The organism is Xenorhabdus anantnagensis, assembly GCF_028598555.1.
In the GTDB taxonomy this organism is placed as follows: Bacteria; Pseudomonadota; Gammaproteobacteria; order Enterobacterales; family Enterobacteriaceae; genus Xenorhabdus; species Xenorhabdus anantnagensis.
Genome location: NZ_JAQRFN010000011.1, coordinates 13677 through 33166 on the forward strand (window position 1 = coordinate 13677; position 19490 = coordinate 33166).

Here is a 19490-nt window from a genome sequence, read left to right on the forward strand (position 1 = left end):
ATGTTAGGCAAGCTTCGCATATCAACCAGTTTGTATCTATTACTGATGATGTTTTGTGTTATGCAAATTATTTCGAGTGGTTTATCTCTGGGAATAATTCATACGGACCAGTCATATATTGAAAAAATTGATCTGGGCACTCAACGGAGAGATACCCTTGGCTTGAGTTGGGCGGCATTGTTACAAACGCGTAATACTTTGAACAAAATCGCAATTGCTCAGAAAGTGGGACAGCCACAGTCTCAAATAGATGCAATGGAAGCATTGCTCAAAAGCGCACTGAATGAGGCAGACAGGAATTTTGCCAAATTCAGTTCATTACCCCAGATGGAAAAAACTGACAATAGCGTAATTTTATTGTCTGCGGTTGAACGTTCTTACCAAGAATATGTCAACGCATTGAAAGAGCTAAAAACTTATCTCTATGAAGGTAATTTTCAGGCTTTCCTTGATCAATCTACAGAAGATTACCAGCGTGCAATGGAAGTTGCATATAACAATTATATGCAACACCTCGGCTCTAACATTAGAGAAGCGGTTTCTGATGGTGCGTTTTATTACAAAGTATCCATTGCCATGTTCTTTGGCGCTATCTTGATGGTATTTATTGTTTCCGCAGCGGCTCATTGGTGGATGAGACATAACCTGCTTAGACCGTTTTCGAATATGAGAGCTTGCTTTCAGGATGTGGCCGAAGGTCGCTTGGATAAAGAAGTTGCCGTGACCACCAATGATGAAATTGGTGATATTTTCCGAAAACTGCGTGATATGCAGACCTCATTAATCAAATCCATTGCCTCTGTGCGTGAGAATACCAACCAGATGTATTCTGGCATTCAGGAAATCACACAGGGCAATACAGACTTATCTTCACGTACAGAACAACAGGCGGCATCATTGGAAGAAACGGCTGCCAGTATGGAAGAGTTGACCGTTACTGTTAAACAAAATGCAGAAAATGCACGCCAAGCCAGTGAACTGGCAGTATCTGCTTCCCAGACTGCTTCAAAAGGTGGTGAACTGACCACAAGTGTTGTAGCAACTATGGATGAAATTGCCAAGAGTTCGAAGAAAATCAGCGCCATTATCAGTGTTATCGATGGCATCGCCTTCCAGACCAATATTCTGGCACTGAATGCAGCCGTTGAAGCGGCACGTGCTGGTGAACAGGGGCGTGGTTTCTCGGTAGTAGCTGGTGAAGTACGTGACTTGGCACAGCGTAGTGCTGAAGCAGCGAAAGAAATCAAAACCTTAATCGACGAATCTGTCAACCGTGTTAATCAAGGTTCAGAACTGGTTAACAATGCAGGACAGACTATGGATGCGTTGGTTAGATCGGTGAATCAAGTGACTGATTTAATGGCCGAAATTGCTGCTGCTTCTGATGAGCAAAGCCGTGGTATTCATCAAGTTGCCCAAGCCGTCAGTCAAATGGATCAAGTTACACAGCAAAATGCTGCATTGGTGGAACAGTCTGCGGCTGCGGCTTCTGCCCTTGAAGATAAGGCAGACATATTGGTGAAAACTGTCGCTCAATTCGAGCTGCCTAGCAGCTTGGGAAATGAGCACGATTATCAAACGCCTTCTGCATCAAACATGGCCGATGAGTATGTTGTAAGCCAAGTACGCTGAGGTCAGATGAAATCTAATTTAATAGCTTCAGATACTGATGCTACCGCACCGCTGAACTTTATGCTTCAGCGGCATGCTTTGTCGGATGCGCAATTTGAGCGCATCTGCCAGTTTATCTATCAACAGGCTGGCATTGTACTGGCAAAAAATAAACGTGAGATGGTATATAACCGCTTAGTCAGGCGACTTCGTGTATTGGGGTTTAATGATTTTGGTCAATACCTGTCAATTCTGGAACAAGATAGCCACAGTAAAGAGTGGGAACTGTTCATCAATGCATTGACTACCAATCTTACGGCATTTTTCAGGGAAGCCCATCATTTTCCCATTCTGGCGGCACATGCCGGCAGGAAAAATGGAGGAACATACCGCGTTTGGAGCGCCGCCGCTTCAACGGGAGAGGAGCCGTATTCTATTGCAATGACCTTGTGTGATGCGCTGGGGCATCGGTCAAATCGGATAAAAATCATTGGCAGCGATATTGATACCAGTGTGCTGGAAAAAGCCCGGCAGGGTGTTTATCGACTGGAAGAATTACAATATCTGAGTGAAAGCCAAAAGAAAAAATATTTTTTCAAAGGAGTGGGTCTTTTTGAAGGATATGCTCGAGTTCGCCCTTTACTGGCTGAATTGGTGAATTTTCAGCACTTGAATCTATTGGATTCTGATTGGGCGCTCGAAGGCAAGTTTGATGCAATATTTTGCCGTAATGTCATGATTTATTTTGATAAAAAGACACAGGAAAGGATCTTGCGCCGTTTTGTCAATTTCTTAAAACCGGATGGTTTGCTCTTTGCGGGGCATTCCGAAAACGTCACTCAAATCAGCCGAGAATTCTACTTGCAAGGACAGACTGTTTACGGTGTAGGTCGGGCAAGGAGGGGGTCATGAATAAAATAACTGTTCTTTGTGTGGATGATTCGGCGCTGATGCGTCAAATCATGCGGGAAATCATCAATAGCCACCCCGACATGGAAGTCGTGGATTGTGCACCAGATCCATTTGTTGCCCGCGATTTAATCAAAAAACACAGTCCGCAGGTATTAACATTGGATGTCGAGATGCCGCGCATGGATGGAATTGATTTTTTGGAAAAATTAATGCGATTACGCCCTATGCCTGTCGTGATGGTGTCTTCTCTGACAGCAAAAGGTTCAGAAATCACATTAAAGGCACTAGAGCTGGGTGCTGTGGACTTTGTGACTAAGCCCCAACTGGGTATCCGTGAAGGTATGTTGGCTTATAGCGAACTGATTGCCGAAAAAATCCGTGCCGCAGCCCAAGCCAAAGTCAGTATTGCGGCACCCGAATCTGTGAGTGCTGCCCCCTTGATTTTCAAGCCGCTATTATCCAGTGAAAAACTGATCGCAGTAGGGGCATCAACAGGGGGTACAGAGGCAATCAAAAATCTGCTGCAACCCTTGCCAGTTACTAGTCCGGCTTTACTGATCACTCAACATATGCCCCCGGGTTTCACTCACTCTTTTGCCGAAAGGCTTAATAAACTGAGCCAGATTACAGTAAAAGAAGCTGAGGATGGAGAACGAGTCCTGCCGGGACATGCTTACATTGCTCCAGGGGATCGCCATATGGAGCTTTGCCGCAGTGGTGCCAATTATCAAATCATGATAACTCATGCGCTACCAGTTAATCGCCATCGTCCTTCTGTTGATGTTTTATTTCGTTCCGTTGCCAAACATGCAGGACGTAATGCCGTGGGCGTTATTTTAACCGGTATGGGCAGTGATGGTGCTGCGGGGTTGCTGGAAATGAAGCAAGCAGGAGCTTATACGTTGGCCCAGAGCGAAAAAAGCTGTGTAGTATTTGGCATGCCACGCGCAGCAATCCAGTTGGGGGCAGTAGATGAAGTCATGGATATTCAAAAAATCAGTAAAACTATGCTGGCCAAAATCAGCGTGGGGCAATCGATTCGTATTTAATTGTTATATTTGATGTTAATTTTTGCAGCGCTGTGCTGCCGGGTAAGTGAAATTCCAAGGAGTTTTTATGGCAAGTAAGGATCTGAGATTTCTGGTAGTCGATGACTTTTCAACTATGCGTCGAATTGTGCGTAATCTACTGAAAGAGTTGGGCTTCAACAACGTAGATGAAGCACAGGATGGAGCAGAAGCGTTGACTAAACTTCGCACTACCGAATTTGATTTCGTTATTTCTGACTGGAATATGCCAAATATTGATGGCCTCGAATTGCTGAAAACGATTCGCAGTGAAGAAAAACTGGCTGCCTTACCTGTTTTGATGGTAACGGCAGAGGCGAAAAAAGAGAACATTATTGCAGCAGCACAGGCCGGAGCCAGCGGTTATGTTGTGAAACCGTTTACTGCGGCCATTTTGGAAGAGAAACTCAGTAAAATTTTTGAAAAACTGGGGCTCTAAGGAGACAAAATGAGTGAAAATCCAGTCATGCCGAGAGATACGGCGATCCCAACCAGCGAAATAATTAGTCGTATTGGGCAGTTAACGAGAATGCTGCGTGATAGTTTACGTGAACTGGGATTGGATCAAACTATTGCTCAAGCGGCTGAGGCGATCCCAGATGCGAGGGAGCGATTAAATTACGTTGTCCAAATGACGGCACAGGCGGCTGAAAGGGTGCTGAACTGTGTTGAAGTAGCACAGCCCCGTCAGAATGAATTGGAGGCATCTGCGAAAGACTTGACCCAACGCTGGGATGAGTGGTTTGCAAACCCGAACAATTTGGATTTAAGCAATGCCCGCTCATTGGTAACAGACACGAGAAACTACCTGAATATCGTGCCTGATCATGTCTCATTTACCAATACCCAATTGCTTGAGATCATGATGGCGCAGGACTTTCAGGATCTCACTGGGCAGGTAATCAAGCGGATGATGGAAGTTATTCAGGAACTGGAAAAACAGTTGGTTATGGTATTGATGGAAAATATGCCCTCTGACCAGATGGCTAAGGCGAAAAAAGAGAACGACAGTCTTCTTAACGGCCCTCAGGTTAACCAGAGTAGTGCTGGCGTTATTGCCAACCAAGCACAGGTTGATGATTTGTTGGATAGTTTAGGTTTTTGATAACGAGTGCGAGTGCTTTAACGAACAGAATTTTTATATTTTGAGTGCGTTTGGGTGAGCCAGATGGCTGGCCCAAACGTCTGCTCCGTCATTATTTTCCCCGTCACTTTTTTATACTCATTATTCTTGAATATATTGGAAATAAGATCAGATCACAGTGTTATTCATTTAGATTAGTGTATGTTTATACACTAATCTAAATTATGCAGAGGAAAACACTGTGAAGTCGATTGATAAGGTCATTAAGTTGAAAAATTCATTTATTTCTTATCATAAGGAATTTCAAGAAAATCAGCAGAGTAACAAAAATCCAGTCGTCTTCCTGCATGGCACAAATAGCAGTGGCAGCAGCTTTGGAGAAATAAAAACAGCTTTTGGCGGTGACCGAACCGTTATAATCCCTGATTATGCAGGATGTGGAAATTCTGGATTACCATCAGGAACGGTGACTATTGAGCATTTGGCGGAACAAGTTGCTGCTGTAATAGAAGATAGCAGTAGCACGCCTGTTGATTTAGTCGGCGTTTCTTTGGGGGCCGTGGTTGCGGCTGTTGTGGCAGCCAAATATCCAACTCTCATCAATAAATTAATACTGACAGCACCGTGGGCGACAAATAATGATCCTCGCCATCAATTAATATTTAATACTTGGTTGCATCTGGAGATGAATGATAAGGCATCAGCGATGGCTTTTGGTTTATCACATGCCTTGAGTGCAGAATTTCTCTCATCTCTGGGACATGAAACTATACAGCGAATCTGCTCTCAACCGGCAGAGAAAGAGATAGAAAAACGTATTGCTTTAGGATTAACCATAAATATAAAAAACTATCTTAATCAAATAGATAAAGACACGCTGATTATTGGATTAAGTAGAGATACGTTAATTCCACCTTATTTGGTACGTGAAGTTTATCAAAATGTGAAAAACAGCACATACAAAGAAATTAATAGTGGTCATGCAGTGCAAATTGAGAAGCCAAAAGAATGGATTGACTTAATCAAAGATTTCGCTTTTTCAACACCGATGCATTCTCATTAATTTATTAATGATGAAGTGGGAAATTAACCACTTTTCCTACCGGTAAATGCTTATAAATCGTTGATAACGACACATTGTAAATAATCGACAACTGTTTCCGGGTATGACCTTTATTCAGCAATCTGGCAGCTTGTTGTCGATCTTCCTCGGTAAATACCACTGGCCGACCACCAATTCGCCCCTGTTCCCGTGCTGCAGCCAGACCTGCATTGGTTCTTTCTACAATCAGTTCGCGTTCCATTTCTGCCAACGCACTCATTACATGAAAGAAAAATCGTCCCATTGCTGTGCTGGTATCAATGCTATCAGTCAGGCTTTGAAAATGAATTCCACGTTCATGCAACTCTGAAATGAGCGTCACCAGATTTTTCACACTGCGCCCTAGTCGATCCAATTTCCAAACCACCAGCGTATCACCGGACTTAAGATGTTTTAAAGCGCGTTTGAGCCCAGGGCGATTAGCTGTTTTTCCACTGATTTTGTCTTCAAAAATCAACTCACAGTTGATATTGACTAAGGCATTTCTTTGTAAGTCACTATTTTGATCATTTGTTGACACTCTGATGTAACCAACTTTTGCCATTGAAAATCCTTTAGTTATCTAAGAAACTATTTATTAGGAAATAATACCCATTTGCTCGATATAAAAAACCTTTAATTTTTCAAAAGGAGAGATAAAAGTTTGGTGAGAGAAGGTTAATATCATAATAAGTGATATTAAGGGATTGGATTGTTATTGATAAGATTGATAAAAAGTAACTAAAACGAGTGATTTAACTCACAGTATCAAATTTTTCTTACCAACAATAGCTAATTAGTCCTCGCTTATTTCCCCAAAATGCTCTTTATTTAATTGAAATGATTTTGTTGCCAATTTGTTATATAAACTGCCGAGGGTGTATATGGAACTGATTACACAATGGTTAGGTGCAATAAACGAAATAGTATGGGGAGTCCCCATGCTAGTTGGGCTTCTGGGTATTGGTATCTTCATGCAAATTCGCCTGTCCTTCTTACCAATCCGTAAATTGGGGACGGGGTTCAAATTACTCTTTCAAAAAAATGAACAACGGGGTGAAGGGCAAATCTCACCTTTTAACGCATTAATGACCGCCTTGTCAGCAACAATAGGGACAGGAAACATAGCCGGTGTAGCGACAGCTATTGTGATGGGTGGGCCGGGAGCGCTGTTCTGGATGTGGATGACCGCATTAGTAGGCATGGCGACAAAATATTCAGAAACGGTATTGGCGGTGCGTTTCCGTGAGACTGATAAAAACGGTAATTACGTTGGCGGCCCGATGTATTACATCAAAAATGGCTTGGGGAAAAAATGGGTTTGGCTGGGAACACTCTTCGCCTTCTTCGGCAGTATTGCGGGTTTTGGTATTGGCAATACCGTACAGGCCAACTCCGTCGCTGACGTACTGCAAAGTAACTTTGGTATTGAAAAAACCATAACTGCGGGAATTCTGGTCATTTTAGTTGGTGCAGTGCTGATTGGTGGCATTAAACGCATTTCTGATGTTGCAGGTAAACTAGTGCCTATTATGACAGTTGGTTACTTTGGTGCTGGAGCTATCGTTTTGGCATTCAATGTTACAGCTATTCCCGATGCGTTTGCTTTAATCATCAAATCAGCTTTCACTCCTGTAGCGGCACAGGGGGGATTTGCTGGTGCAGCAGTTTGGGCGGCAATCCGCTTTGGTATTGCTCGTGGCGTATTCTCTAACGAGGCGGGTATGGGCAGTGCGCCTATCGCTCACGCGGCAGCAAAAACCCAAAACCCGATTCGTCAGGGATTGATTGCCATGCTGGGAACCTTTATTGATACGATCATCGTTTGTTCTGTAACGGGCTTAACTATTATTATTACGGGTGGGTGGCTGACAGGCGAAACAGGTGCAACACTGACTGCGGCTTCCTTTTCATCCGTGATCCCGGGAGGTAACTATATTGTTGCTGTTGCCTTGGCGCTTTTTGCTTTCACAACTATTTTGGGATGGAGTTTCTACGGTGAGAAATGTATCCAATATTTATTGGGGCCAAAAGCTGTAGTACCTTTCCGTATTATCTGGATTATTGCGCTGCCGATTGGTGCTACTCAGTCGTTGACTTTTGTCTGGTTACTGGCAGATACCCTTAATGCCATGATGGCGATCCCTAACCTGATAGCGATTGCGTTGCTCAGTCCGGTTGTCTATCGTTTGACGAAAGACCATATCCGTGATGTTAATGCCGATAGTATTGATATTAAGCCGCTGGTTAAAACAGATTGAAAAACGATTGGTATGGAATGAATCAAAAAAGAATGAATAAAAATAGTGAAATGGCTGATGCCAGCCATTTCAGACTACTTTTTAAGTGATGGCTTTTTCAATTTATGGCCTTAGCCAGTTTAAGAAGCTTATGCTTCTTAAACATAAAACCACCCGCATAGCGGGGGGAGTTCAAGGGTTATACCAAGAAAAACACCTTTCCGTTACGATATAGATGTTCAAGCTAAGATATGTAACTAAAAGAAGGAAAGGTGTTTATGGGAATTAAAGCACAAAGCTCAGCCCATACAAAGTGGCTCTGCAAATACCATATCGTCTTTTCGCCGGAATACAGACGAAAAGTTATTTTTGCGAGTTTACGTTCAAGTATAGGTGAGATTTTACAAAGCCTTTGTAACCTGAGCTTCGCTTAAGAAGGGAACTAAAGTGCCTGAGGCACGAGCAAAGTTTTTGCTAAAGAAAACAAAATAGTGGAGATCCTCAGACATGGTTAATTTAGAAGAACTTTACTGCTGCGTCGATGACTTTTGCCAAAAATTTATCCCTCTCTGGCATCAGCAGCTCATGGAAAATGGATTACGTAAACGGCATCAAGAAGCTTCCCTCTCGCTCAGTGAAGTCATGAATGATCATTATTTTATTCCCTATGAGCCATTATCGTGATTTTAAAACATTTTATATTGAACATGTAAAACAATATCTTATGGATGATTTTCCCGGATTAGTCAGCTATACCCGCATGCTCACCCTGAAGAAAAGAGCTCTTATTCCTTTATGCGCTTTTCTTTCGTCACGCAAGGCGAAAACCCAAGGGATTGCTTTTATTGATCCCACCAAGATTGCCGTTTGCCACAACCTTCGTATTTCCCGTCATCGGGTATTTGAGGGAGTTGCACAACGAGGTAAAATGAGTACCGGTTGGTTTTATGGCTTTAAACTTCATCTGGTTATCAATGATTGTGGTGAATTGTTGGCAGTGAAGTTAACTGCCGGAAATAAGGATGATCGTCATCCAGTCAACGCGCTGACAAAAGGGTTAACGGGATGTTTGTATGGTGATAAGGGATATTTATCGCAGGCGTTATGCGATGAGTTGGAAGCGGAAGGCATCACGTTAGTCACTCATGTCCGGAGTAACATGAAGGCCAAAGCATTATCTCTCTGGGATAGGCTAATGTTAAGACGGCGATTTTTGATAGAAAGTGTGCCGCAGGCATACAAACTGGCAGCATAGGGAACGCAGCCAGTATGTAGCATAAGCGCAGGAGGAGATGGTGGCAGGCCCACAGAAGTCCGCTGTCGGAAGCCGGCTTCAAACCCCCTCAAGCGGCTGCCGTAAAGAGCGGTGATCGTGAGCGTTGAGGTCAAAGCGCGAACAATAGTTCGGCAGGTAGGGTACAAAGAGACGAGTAAAACCGAACCCATGTGGACGCGTCGTAAAGAAGAGATTTGACATCAAAACCGGGGGCGTTTCTATCTTCCAGGATAAATCTGTGAGTGAATTCCGCATGCTGCGCAGGTGGTGTCCGGCGTAGAGTGGGCGTGACTTTGTATCGGGCTCTTTCTGGGAACGGCGGGAACCCGTCATCACGATGTCAAGGGAGAAATGCCAGTCACTAAATTGACAAGTATGAGAGTACCGATGGGTGATACGGGGGCGGAGTGACTCGTAGTAGTGAGGAAATATGTGTAATGAATGTGGCGCGAAGGGGTCACGTCAGGCAGCCTTACCCGGTATCCAACTGTCAGGCAGGAGGAGATACGGAGGTTAAGGCAAAACCGTTTCTCATTGAGAAAAGGGCTGTGTATCCCCGGATTGCCTACTGCAAGGATGGGGACCGAAAGGGCAGGTATGAACACATCAGTTTCGATTTCCTTGGATACACATTCAGGCCAAGATTGGTGAAGAACCGCAAAAGGAACAGCCTGTTTGTGAGTATTACGCCAGCAGTCAGCAAAATGGCGCAAAAGGCCATGAGATTCAAAATTCGCAAGTTGAAGATCCGAATGCGGACAGAACTGAACTTAACACAGATGGCAAACTGGCTAAATCCCATGATAAGTGGATGGTTGAGCTATTATGGTCAATTTTGTCGTTCAGAGCTGTATAAGGTATTCAGGCAACTCAACAAAGCCTTAGTGCGCGGGGCCAGACGAAAGTACAAGGCACTGAGCAGGCATAAAACCCAGGCTTCAAAACTGCTTCAAAGGATTGCAAAGCAGCATCCGGGGTTGTTTGCCCATTGGCGGGCAGGAATGACAGGCACGTTTGCTTGATGGGAGCGGTATGAGTCGAGAGGCTCACGTACCGTTCTGCGAGAGGCTGTGGGGGGCAGTTCCCGCGGTCTACTCAACCAATTAATGGGCAATTAAAAATCATTTCTCAAATAGAACACTCGCGCCACCGAAGTATAAAAGGATTTCTGTTAACTGTTTTAGGGGGTGTGATTGCTTACTGCCTTAAATGGAAGAAACCGTCACTGAAAATTTTCTACTCAGAAGAAGGTTTCCTAGTGACGGCTTAAACGGAATTCGGGTTATTTACGTAAATGTTGTCGAACGGTTTTCATGTTTGCTTCGCTGTGAACGAAGATCCCCCACGGTGTTCTACGGCACTCCAGCCAAATTTTAACTTTTTCATTAAATTGAACCAGATAAGGCGCAATTTTAATTAATTCTGGCTGGAGAGGTTCACCATAGAGGCAGGTGGAAGGCGGATCATAATGTTCGAGCATCAAAAATAGGTCAGGCTCTGCTGCGCCGTCAATAATAGCATAAAGGGTTTCCTGACTCATTCCTGATTCTCCTTATCTTTCATTGGACAATGAGCAACGAACATTGAACCTTCACTCGCTGCTGCAAGTAAAATAGCGGGATTAGCGGGTGCCAGTAAATCACCGGGACTACCACCGGAATTCAGATTAATAGACGGGCCTTTGATATCAACACCGCCTGCATGAAGTACAACAAAACTCCCGCCAACACGTAGGGTAAGTTTGCTGCCACTTTGTAGTGTCAGATCTCCTTGCGCATCAACACTGACGATACCCTGAATTTTTTCAGCCAGATCGCCTTTAATTTGCAACGAGCGGTCACCGTCAATCTGCTCAAGATAGTTTCCTGTGGTTTTATGATCTTGTTGACCTTCTACTGTGATTTTACGATTGTTGGCGATAACCAATTCATTGTCATGCCCGATGCTGGTTGTACGGTCATAGTTAATGCGTTCGTCGCGTGAATTGAGCACCTTAATGGCAAGATTTTTTTGCGCATGAATAAAGACCTCTTCACGATCTTTCTCATCCTCAAAACGCAGTTCGTTAAACCCCTGGCCTTTATGCGTCTTCGAGCGGATTGACATCTGAGTTTTTGCCATCGGCAGGCGGTTTGGCGGAATATTATTGGCATGATATGCCCGCCCGACAATAATCGGCTGGTCGGGATCTCCGTGAATAAAATCCACTAACACTTCATGACCAATACGGGGAATGGCAATCACTCCCATCAGTTGACCCGCCCATACCTGACTGACACGCACCCAACAGGAGCTCTGATCGTTAAATTGACCATACCTATCCCAGTCAAATTGAACGCGAACGCGCCCATGCTCATCACAAAAAATTTCTTCGCCTTCTGGTCCGACAACGGTAGCAATATGCGAGCCTTCCATTTTAGGTTTTGGGTAAGGTGAGGGGCGATAAGAATTTTTACGGCTGGTGAAAGTAAACTGATTGGAAAGCCAAATGCCGCTACCGCCGAATTGAGTTTCATCGGCTTGTGGTTGTTGCCCTGAATGAGTTATCTGAATTAATTGCCATTGATCGTTAAAGGTTTCTTTTGGATGATCAGTTAGGTCAACCAATTGCCCAGGCCACATAGCAAAACAATCGCCCTGACCGTTGCCAAGTTGAGTATCTCGGCGCAGATATTCTAAGCGATACTGACTAGCTCGTTGCCCCAGCTCATCATCTTTAAAACGACTGGGAAAATCGTAATAGTGGTAGCTTTTCAGGATACGCTGGTTGGCAAGATTACGTCCTTCATACCAAAATTCCCGATTCCAATGTGGATTCTTGAAAGTCCGGTCTTTGGTGGTAATATTGGCCACCCCAACCTGTTCTGACCAATTTAACTGTTGGATACAGGTTGTCGCTCCTGTTACATCAGTTTCTGGACGATAGGCCACACTAATAACCTGATTGAGGGACAGACAGGAATCGTAAAACATGATGTGTTGTTCCTGATCGAAAGTGAAGTAATAAAAAATGCCTTCATCAGCCAGCAAACGCTGAATAAAAGCCAAATCACTTTCATCATACTGAACGCAAAATTCCCGTGATGGATGTTTATAACCGAGCGCAAAGGAAATGTTTCGGACGCTATTTTCTTTGAGCAGAGTTTCTACGATATCCACAACGGATTGGTTCTGGAATATACGGCTATTCACCTGTAATGAGGCACGCCATAAAGGGGGGATGAATGATGATAGGATAGAGGCTGGTGTGACGTCCGGTAGAAAGTTGCGAAAATTGTGTCACCATACCAGTAATTTGTCGTTCAACTTTTCCATTGCGATGCACGGCAAACGCGACATTGTTATCAAGAACATCAGAGAAGTCAATGTCAGGTGTTTTGCTGGTCAATGTGGCTTCCAACCGGAAAGGAGAGGACAGTGATTCATTTAGAGAAAAATCGACAATGGCAAAGGTTTGTTCAGGTAATTGTTCTGTAATGAGTGTAAATACCAAACCTGAGCGATCAACTAGTTGAGTCATTTTATCCATTATTCTACTCATTTGTTATCTCCATAATACTTAGGTATATCAAACCTTTAATTAACTATTTAACAATAAAAGTAGCTTTTAAAAATTTCAGGCAATAATGATTTTATTATTGTGAATTTAAAAGATTGAATGATGATGATTCCAAGAGGTTTTTTTAATTATTTTCTATATATTTTAAGCTATTGCAGTATCTGTGTCTTTGTTATTCGATTTGGTAAGGATTTTTTGCAATATAGTTTTTTTAGGGCGTTTATTGTAATGTTCTTTATTTAACTCACTCTTAGGAAATGGTGCTGGAACTGATTTTATATGAGGAATATTATTATCTACTTTCATATCACCCTCGAATGTTCCCATTGCTTTATTAATTGAGTTAATTTCGCTAAAATCATTCCACGTCGGTCCGGGATTCAAACCAGCACTACGCAGTGCTTTCCAAGTAAAATCAATACAGCTATTGCTTGTGCCAATATAATAAAGATTAAAGTCCGGATTATTTCTATTTCTTGCTAATTCTCCATATTTCATTAATTTATTATAATGTTCTTCTGAAATTTCTAACGTACGGCTATATCGAGGATTTTCATAATGTTCAGTATCATATATAGTTACCTCTCCTGGACCTAATGCGCCTGATTTTATGGGAGCAAATCCATAGGCATTATTAACTTTACCATCTGAAATTTCATACCACATATGCCCAGCGGATGAGGTTATTCTTTCTCCCGTTTCATTATCAAATTTAGGCTTTCCTGAATTATCATTAAGAGGAGTGCCTGGGTGAGCAGCATAAATAGTAACAGTATATCTTTTATCTAAAGATTTAATTAAATTTTCCACAAATTCAGGTCTTGCCTGTGGTGGTGGGCATACAGCACATGGTTTTCCCGCAGCATAATTTATATCTTGGTTTGGATAAGCCACTTCATTGATAACTATTTTTTTATTTTCTTTTGATCGATAATTATCATTAGCAATATCAACTAATAATCTTTCTGTAGCATTTTCTGGTGTCATATCATAAATATCCTTTTATTTTATTGCGTGCTGTCGAATATAAATGGAGTAGCTTAAATCATCCATTTTTAATTCTGGCCAATTGGCTAAAACTTCAATTACTAGTCGATATTGCCCATAATTATAAGAGTGACCAAAATCAATAATATCGAATAAAACTCCATCCATGCCACCATAACCAGCAATAAGTTTTGTGAATTCTTTTTCATATACTAACATTTCTGTTAAATTTTCATTGATCTTATAGATTTTTACATCTAAAACAGGTTCGCCTGTAAGTTTAGGTATAGGCCCCTTTCCTTCAAAAATATTACTAACATAGAAGCCTAAATTGGCTCCATCTCTCTCATTAATTTTCAGCATTATTTGAGGTGATGGAGTATTGGCAGGAAAAAGATAGAGAAGTTTAGGTTTGGGTTGAGGAACCTTCCAAAACACCAATTCTACTTTTTCCCCTTTTTTATACAGTTCAATCGGAGTTTCGATTGCGTGGTAACCACCAAATGTAGTTGGTTTAGGATTTAAAAAAAAGTAAGGATCATCTGTAGGCGGGCGCATCCATTGGATTAACAGTACAATGCCTGCTCCTAAAAAAGCAGCCAGAGATAATAAAATAGTGCTTTTCACCATAATTTTTTGTTCCATCAGAAGTAAAGAAAATGTAGGGTTCCGTTTCACAGCTAAGTTAAGGTGTATATAGAACAAGATATAACAGAATTATTTATCTATTCAAGTCTGGATATCAACACATCAAGAGAATTGTGATTAAGCTATACACTTAAATAAAATTCGTCAATTAATGAATTTTAATTTTGTGTAATGCAGAAGATTAAAGACAAGCGTAGCGCGTAAGCTTGTCTTCTCCGAACTACCGGGTTAATGTATTAACCCGGTAGTTCGGAGATCTGAAAAAATACCAACCAGAAAAAATTCTTATTTAGACCACCCTATAAAAGAATTAGTGATAAAACGGTTATGTATTAAATAGTTAGATCTCTTATTAAAAATAGTTCTCACGCTTAATGAAAGTGCCAATCACTTTATCGTGCATTTCCGCCGATTTAGAATACCCTATCGTTTTTCGATTCAGTCTTTTTATCCGGGTTCGATGCGTTAAATTATTTCTTTCTAAACGTTGGGTGAATGTCTTCCCAGTCAGGTGTTCTTCCTCTGGGAGGCTGTCATACACAGCATAATCATCCGTACAATAAAACCGGACATTAAAGGGCGATAAAAGGGTAAGCAATTTGTCTAATGTTTTCCGGCTGCGATCCCCAAAAACAGGCGCTACTATCCGTTTCAGGCGGGGTTCCCAAGCATACCTGAGCCAGCGTTGATTTTTCTTGTTCCCCGCAAACGACCATTGCTCATCTATTTCACAGATAAGCTGAATGTTATCCCCGTCAAGAGGAAGCGTCGTCACGTTTCGGGGGGTAAGTTTTTAGCGTTGTCATGACGGTACTTGTGGCCACTTTCAGGACACGGGCGGTATCGCGGATCCCTCCGTTATTCATTGCCATATCGATAATCTGTTCTTTAACACCGGGTTTACAGGCTTGATAGGTGTATTCCAACTGAAAGACCTTACAGCAGGCATAACAGCGATAACGGGGATGGCCGCCATTTCCTTTTCCATGTCCTTTGACCTGTTCTGATGTGTGACAATAACGACAATAAACGTCAACTTTAGCCATACTCCACCCTTAAAAAGTTAGAGCATATCACAATAACTAACTATTCAATACATGACCAGAAAACTAAAAGACATGACTAACATTTGTGTTGTTTTGATCAGTGATGATGCTAAACAATGGGATACTTTCTTTAAAATTAACAGTCAAAAGTAAATGATTTTTTTATCTAACCTCATGGCCAGAATAATAATTTTGGCTTTATTCTTTTTGTTACAAAAAATTTGATGGAAGAAAGAACAACGATTCTAAGTTTGAGGTCTCCCCAACGTCTGCTTCTGACACATAACCGATTACCAAGTTAAGTGTTAGCCACTACAGCTGATTTGTTGTGTGCGTAAGTGTTATTTTGCTCAGCAGTAATCTTTACCCTCAAACAGGCTACGATAATTTTACAGCGTATAAATGCAGGCTTGTCGCAGTGCAGGGCGACAGAGTCCCTTAAATCTTTCACCGAAAAGAAGGACCTCTTTCACTGGTTCATAGGTAAAAGGCTTTCGTCAGCCTATTCCGCTCAGCATGTTACAACGGCGGATGGCGTTGCGCTAACCCGATATGGAAGACCAAAAGCCGCACCGTACCAATCACCTTGTCCCTTTGGGGGGAGAGACAGGATGAGGGAAGAAAGAATGGAGCAATATTTTGAGGCAGTACAATGCTCTCTATTACTCAGGGTCAGTTACGGGGATTGGATATTTCAGCTCTATCACCGGCGCATCAGCCAGTTGCCTGCCTGATCTAACCATTAAATATCCGGCGATTTCTTCAGCTGTCAGCTCGACATGCAACATATCAGGGTCCTGGAACCACTCATTTGGCCAAAAGATAAGATCTGATGGATTGCCATCGAAATTTTTTTCAAGGAGTGCAAGAGCGAAATTTTGTTCTGATTCTTTCCCTTCCGCGTTACACAAACAGTTGATCGTTTGAACAAGCTCTTCCCAGGAAAAATCCTCATAGAATTTTTCCTGGTTGAAAGCAATTCGAGTAAATTCCTTAGCGTTGGTCCAGGAAGAGTAGTCCCTAAAATCTGAAAACTTACAGTGACATATAACCTGGCTGTTCCATTCCGAAATCATCATCTTTAATGTGTCGTCTTCTTCACTTACATCTTCATCAATTCTTGAAAGAATATCCTCAGCTTTTTCTGCTAGCTCTTTTATCTTCTGACGGCTAACTTTAGTGGGTCTCATGCGTTCTGGAAGAGGCATTTCTTGGTTCCTTATAAAAAAACAATTAGGAAAATCAGTAACAGCGAAACCAGATTACTTCAAATCCATTATTGACTCCATGTAAGTCATGGGATTAATCGATTATTGGTATTTGCGATAAACAATGCACTCTGCTTTATGAATATGGTTTCAAGTTGGCTTTATTTAAAAATCAATCTGAATTGCTCCGGGGGAGTCCAGGCACTTTTGAGTTGATGCTACTCACTATGGTTTTCCAGGTATCACTACCGCTGGCCTGCTCCCTGTTCACACACCGTGGTATTAGTGAAGCCCGCTTCTGGCACTATCCGGTTTTCAGAAATGCCAGGCACTCGCTGTCACGGGCACGACCACGGCTTAACTCCTGCTAACAGTGCCGCAATGATGTTGTCAGTTACGGACTGGTAAATATCAGTTCGGATTTTAGAAAATTTCGTTTTTGAGGAGCCTGACGGGTCCAGCGGGGATACTCTGGTTACCGCTTAATGCGACAGAACCCCCTGAGGTTATCGGCTCCATCCGATAAGAACGTAATTTATTGATTCACCTGCATTCCCTGTGAAAATAACTGGGCAATGAGTTTTCTTCGGGGATGATTCTCCAGACATTGCACAAAACCAAAACGTTTGGTCGGAACATTAGCCGCGAATGATTTTCCGGCGATGACTTCGAAATGATGTTTTCTGTCGTCCCGATTTCTGACGTAGCCTCCATCAATGCCAACCGGTCATCGGTTTTCCCGGTTTGGGTAATTTACCGTAAGGTTGAGCTTCATACCCAGTTCACAAGTACCATTTAAAAAATATTCTCAATACATAAGGGATGGCTCGTAGTAGCGAACCATCCCTCTTATTAAGTTTGGTTTTACCTTCCAAAACCGCTGAAAAATTAACTGTAAACATAGAGATCAATGCTAATATCTGCATTTAATGCATTAACTTTTCTGAGTAATACATTATCTAGGTGCATAGCTGGTGTAACTTCGTCCTTTACCTTGATCACGACATTGAACTGATATTCAAGCTCATACTGACAACCCATTTCTATTAAGGTATTTTCTTTACCTTGCAGGTAAGAAAATACCTTATTGAATTGTTCATTGATATCAAGGGATTTCTCATCGCCAGTACCTATAGACCAAAAACTATATTCTCTACGTCTATTTGTTTCGGGAATAAGATCTCCTTTCATCCAGCTCTGGATTGGTTGTAACGATAATTCATGTGTAATATCTGTTGGATTTATATCTTCTCCTGAAACCGCAAAATAAACTCGTACTGTTGATTTGTCCATACTACTTTAATCCTATTATCTATATACACCTGTTCGAATCCCATCACCTCTACCACCTTTGAGATAAATAATCAATTCCCCCGTTTTTTATCTCTGTAAATATCATAGTGCGCGATATTTGCCTTCTTACCTAGATATATTCATGTGCATCAATACCATTTTCTTCCAGATATTTATTATCTACCTTATTTATATTGGATTTTTTTGCTTTATCATTTTTCTTGTCTTTCTTCTTATTTTTTTCTTTATGTTTATGTTTTAAACTAAAATTTATTTGTTCATAATGCAGTTGATTTTGATTTTTATTATTTAACTGGTAGTTAAGCTCACCATCTTTTTGTTTAGCATGAGACAGTGAACCGAACGTCACGCAAAAGATTGTTAGGATGACAACGAATAACCTTTTCATTGATTACTTCCTCTTTTAAAACGAATGTTCATATCACTTTGATATGAGGTATTTATCAGAATATGCGTAATTCGCAGATGTGAGATTAAAAATTACGACATTAATTTAAATAAAGTAAATAGTTTTTTAGATTTGTTTTTAAATAACAACCTGAATTTAATTTATAATAAATTAAATTCAGGTTGATTTATAAATATTAATATTATGATTTATAATAATTTTAACTGCATTTAATAAATAAATTAACTCGGCAATTGATAGGAAATAAAATAACAGAGAAAGTTAATGCCTGTAGAAAAAATCCTTGGTATTACGGGTAATAAAGTTCTTGATAGTGATTTTTCCATCAATAGATGAAATAAAAAATATAAATAATTACCCTTTAACCTAAACCGATCCCTTTTCTGTGCTCTGTAACCAATTGACACAGTTGAACGTACACCTTAACTAAATCTGCGCAATAACTGTCATTTTCAGAAGACGACTGCACCAATTGACAAGGCTTAAAGTCGAGTGTGCATATGGCTTCTGATAAAATAATTTCAGAAATGACATTCCGTAGAAAAATTAGCACATTTAAATATCCATATACACTGTTTAGCATTAGGAAGTATGGATTTGACTAGTGCTGCGGGAAAAATGACAATGCAGGTTATTAGTGCTGTAGCTGAATTTGAACGTGATTTATTATTAGAACGCACTCATTCAGGTTTAGAGCGTGCCAGGGCAGCAGGCAAACGACTCGGACGTCCTCCAATTTTGGATACTCAACAAATTCAAAACGTACTTAATTTATTTTTTATTGTCATCTGGTTACCTGTATTAACTAAAAACAAAAATTAGTGGATTAATAATTTAAATAATTCATTTTGTCAGGTTCTGTCGCATTAACAGCGAAAGTCTGTGCAAAAGTGAGGTTGATTAATAATTGCGCATTCAGTTGGGGTTTTTACACAGGACCCCTAATTAATTCTTTTAAAATACATTTCCTTAATGTTAATTCTTTTTATATTAATATCTGTACTTATGACTATTAATCTAATCAATAAATATTAGTGGATAAAATTCA

At 41.2% G+C, this 19490-nt stretch carries 18 protein-coding genes and 6 pseudogenes; 12 read left to right on the top strand and 12 right to left on the bottom strand.

Going from position 1 to position 19490, the window contains the following annotated elements; all coding sequences use genetic code 11:
* The 6 genes from PSI14_RS10290 (at position 1) to PSI14_RS10315 (ending at position 5737) form a co-directional block, all read left to right on the top strand.
* On the top strand, positions 1-1632 hold the full coding sequence (locus tag PSI14_RS10290; RefSeq protein WP_273575808.1) for a methyl-accepting chemotaxis protein: 1632 nt from the start codon (positions 1-3) through the stop codon (positions 1630-1632).
* A gap of 6 nt (positions 1633-1638) precedes the next feature.
* Positions 1639-2523, top strand: a complete 885-nt coding sequence (cheR, locus tag PSI14_RS10295) for a protein-glutamate O-methyltransferase CheR (protein ID WP_273575809.1) — start codon at positions 1639-1641, stop codon at positions 2521-2523.
* Entirely contained in the window at positions 2520-3572 is a 1053-nt protein-coding gene (locus PSI14_RS10300; protein ID WP_273575810.1) for a protein-glutamate methylesterase/protein-glutamine glutaminase, read from the top strand. Before cheR ends, PSI14_RS10300 begins: the two co-directional genes overlap by 4 nt.
* Before the next feature lie 67 nt (positions 3573-3639).
* Positions 3640-4029, top strand: a complete 390-nt coding sequence (gene cheY / locus PSI14_RS10305; protein WP_092518981.1) for a chemotaxis response regulator CheY — start codon at positions 3640-3642, stop codon at positions 4027-4029.
* A gap of 9 nt (positions 4030-4038) precedes the next feature.
* Positions 4039-4695, top strand: a complete 657-nt coding sequence (gene cheZ, locus PSI14_RS10310) for a protein phosphatase CheZ (protein WP_273575811.1) — start codon at positions 4039-4041, stop codon at positions 4693-4695.
* A gap of 220 nt (positions 4696-4915) precedes the next feature.
* Positions 4916-5737, top strand: a complete 822-nt coding sequence (locus PSI14_RS10315; protein WP_273575812.1) for an alpha/beta fold hydrolase — start codon at positions 4916-4918, stop codon at positions 5735-5737.
* 4 nt (positions 5738-5741) lie between these two features.
* Here PSI14_RS10315 and PSI14_RS10320 read toward each other — a convergent pair whose 3' ends face one another.
* A complete protein-coding gene (locus PSI14_RS10320) occupies positions 5742-6320 on the bottom strand; it encodes a recombinase family protein (protein ID WP_273575813.1) in 579 nt (192 codons plus the stop codon).
* A 319-nt stretch (positions 6321-6639) separates the two neighbouring features.
* Between PSI14_RS10320 and PSI14_RS10325 the strand changes: the two genes are divergently transcribed.
* The 5 genes and pseudogenes from PSI14_RS10325 to PSI14_RS10350 form a co-directional block, all read left to right on the top strand.
* The gene (locus PSI14_RS10325) at positions 6640-8016 is read left to right on the top strand and encodes an alanine/glycine:cation symporter family protein (protein WP_273575814.1); all 1377 of its coding nucleotides are present in this window, start codon (positions 6640-6642) and stop codon (positions 8014-8016) included.
* 257 nt (positions 8017-8273) lie between these two features.
* Positions 8274-8411 (top strand): annotated as a pseudogene (locus tag PSI14_RS10330) (transposase); the annotation flags it as partial.
* A 91-nt stretch (positions 8412-8502) separates the two neighbouring features.
* Positions 8503-9238: pseudogene (locus tag PSI14_RS10340) on the top strand (IS982 family transposase); the annotation flags it as partial.
* 440 nt (positions 9239-9678) lie between these two features.
* Positions 9679-10293 (top strand): group II intron maturase-specific domain-containing protein, encoded by a 615-nt coding sequence (locus PSI14_RS20180; protein WP_273575816.1) that lies wholly within the window; start codon positions 9679-9681, stop codon positions 10291-10293.
* Between the two features lie 74 nt (positions 10294-10367).
* Positions 10368-10541: pseudogene (locus tag PSI14_RS10350) on the top strand (IS982 family transposase); the annotation flags it as partial.
* Positions 10542-10553: 12 nt separating this feature from the next.
* Here PSI14_RS10350 and PSI14_RS10355 read toward each other — a convergent pair.
* From PSI14_RS10355 to PSI14_RS10405, 11 genes and pseudogenes are all read right to left on the bottom strand, one after another.
* A complete protein-coding gene (locus tag PSI14_RS10355; protein WP_273575817.1) occupies positions 10554-10811 on the bottom strand; it encodes a DUF4123 domain-containing protein in 258 nt (85 codons plus the stop codon).
* Entirely contained in the window at positions 10808-12463 is a 1656-nt protein-coding gene (tssI, locus tag PSI14_RS10360) for a type VI secretion system tip protein TssI/VgrG (RefSeq protein WP_273575818.1), read from the bottom strand. Before tssI ends, PSI14_RS10355 begins: the two co-directional genes overlap by 4 nt.
* A complete protein-coding gene (locus PSI14_RS10365; RefSeq protein WP_273575819.1) occupies positions 12456-12812 on the bottom strand; it encodes a contractile injection system protein, VgrG/Pvc8 family in 357 nt (118 codons plus the stop codon). Before PSI14_RS10365 ends, tssI begins: the two co-directional genes overlap by 8 nt.
* 162 nt (positions 12813-12974) lie before the next feature.
* Positions 12975-13817 carry a hypothetical protein gene (locus PSI14_RS10370; protein WP_273575820.1) on the bottom strand — a complete coding sequence of 281 codons (843 nt, stop codon included), beginning with the start codon at positions 13815-13817 and terminating at the stop codon, positions 12975-12977.
* A 15-nt stretch (positions 13818-13832) separates the two neighbouring features.
* Positions 13833-14447 carry a hypothetical protein gene (locus PSI14_RS10375; RefSeq protein WP_273575821.1) on the bottom strand — a complete coding sequence of 205 codons (615 nt, stop codon included), beginning with the start codon at positions 14445-14447 and terminating at the stop codon, positions 13833-13835.
* A gap of 370 nt (positions 14448-14817) precedes the next feature.
* Positions 14818-15511 (bottom strand): IS1 family transposase gene (locus tag PSI14_RS10380; protein ID WP_273575822.1). Its coding sequence is split into 2 segments (ribosomal slippage): positions 14818-15259 and positions 15258-15511, totalling 696 coding nucleotides; the frame shifts between segments, so codons are not numbered across the junction.
* 662 nt (positions 15512-16173) lie between these two features.
* Positions 16174-16719: a hypothetical protein gene (locus tag PSI14_RS10385; RefSeq protein WP_273575823.1), complete on the bottom strand. Its 546-nt coding sequence runs from the start codon at positions 16717-16719 to the stop codon at positions 16174-16176.
* Between the two features lie 341 nt (positions 16720-17060).
* Positions 17061-17201: pseudogene (locus tag PSI14_RS10390) on the bottom strand (DNA primase); the annotation flags it as partial.
* A gap of 56 nt (positions 17202-17257) precedes the next feature.
* A pseudogene (locus tag PSI14_RS10395) lies at positions 17258-17480 on the bottom strand (ISKra4 family transposase); the annotation flags it as partial.
* Positions 17481-17607: 127 nt separating this feature from the next.
* Positions 17608-18012, bottom strand: coding sequence for a DUF4279 domain-containing protein (locus PSI14_RS10400; protein WP_273575824.1), 405 nt, complete (start codon positions 18010-18012; stop codon positions 17608-17610).
* 130 nt (positions 18013-18142) lie between these two features.
* Complete coding sequence (locus PSI14_RS10405) at positions 18143-18421, bottom strand: hypothetical protein (RefSeq protein ID WP_273575825.1); 279 nt, start codon at positions 18419-18421, stop codon at positions 18143-18145.
* Positions 18422-18976: 555 nt separating this feature from the next.
* Between PSI14_RS10405 and PSI14_RS10410 the strand changes: the two are divergent.
* Positions 18977-19210: pseudogene (locus PSI14_RS10410) on the top strand (recombinase family protein); the annotation flags it as partial.
* Between the last annotated feature and the right edge of the window lie 280 nt (positions 19211-19490).